Origin of the sequence: Lichenihabitans sp. Uapishka_5, assembly GCF_033947565.1 — a bacterium.
Lineage (GTDB): Bacteria > Pseudomonadota > Alphaproteobacteria > Rhizobiales > Beijerinckiaceae > Lichenihabitans.
In genome coordinates this window covers 1-950 of record NZ_JARPVX010000199.1, presented here as the reverse complement: position 1 = coordinate 950, position 950 = coordinate 1, and the positions used below count along the sequence as shown (strand labels likewise).

1 protein-coding gene is annotated in these 950 nt (G+C 64.2%); it reads right to left on the bottom strand.

Annotation, left to right across the window (positions count from 1 at the left end):
- Positions 1 to 802: MFS transporter (locus P7D22_RS23140; protein ID WP_319936591.1), on the bottom strand; the 802-nt coding region annotated here is incomplete at its 3' end.
- Positions 803 to 950: the final 148 nt, after the last annotated feature.

The window sequence follows — 950 nt, the reverse complement described above, 5'->3', positions numbered from 1 at the left end:
GTGCGAAACCGGCGCCGAGAAACCATGCCGCCGTCGCCGTGGTGCCCGCACCCGTGTAGCGGTGCCGGGACGAAAAGCTGTCGTTGACGACGCCCGAAGACTGGCCGAAGGCGAGCCCCAGAAGCGTGAAGCCGAGCAGCACGTAGGTCCACTGACCAGCGAGACCCTTGCCGAGCAGTTGTGGCGCGAACCCGCTGAAGCCGCCGATCAGGACCGCCGAGACGCCTAGCACCGTCCGACGACCGACCCGATCCGCGATGACGCCCGACAAGGCGACGGCAACAAGCCCAAGGGCGGCGCCCACCAGTTCGATCTCGAGAAAGCGGACCGCTGTCGCACCCGTGGTGAGGACGACCCACGACAAGGGGAATACGGTGACGAGATGGAACAGCGCGAAGCTCGCCAGGGGCGCGAAGGCGCCGAGGATCACGGTCCGGCCCTCTTCTCGGAACAAGTCCGAGAGCCGGGAAGGCTGCAACTCGCGGCTCTCGAACAGCTGTGCGAAGGCGGGCGTCGAAATGAGGCGTAGCCGGGCGAACAGCGCCACGACGTTGATTACGAAGGCCACGAAGAACGGATAGCGCCACCCCCAATCGAGAAAGTCCGCGGGTTTCAGCGTGACGAGCAGAAAGGTGAACACGGCGCTGGCCACGAACATGCCGATGGGCGCCCCCAGTTGGGGGATCATCGCGAACCAGCCCCGCCGCTCCGGCGGGGCATTGAGGGCCAGGAGCGACGGCAGCCCGTCCCAGGTATCCCCCTGGGCCAAACCCTGTCCGATGCGGAACAGGGCCAGGAAAATAGCCGCGACTCCGCCAATTTTCTCACTGGCTAAGTTGCTGAAGACCTCACCCAGGGAGCTGACAGCATGCTGAAGTTAGGCACCATGCCACAGAGCAGGTGTAAAAAAGGCGACACCCTTATGCTGGCTTATGTTAGGAAGGATCATG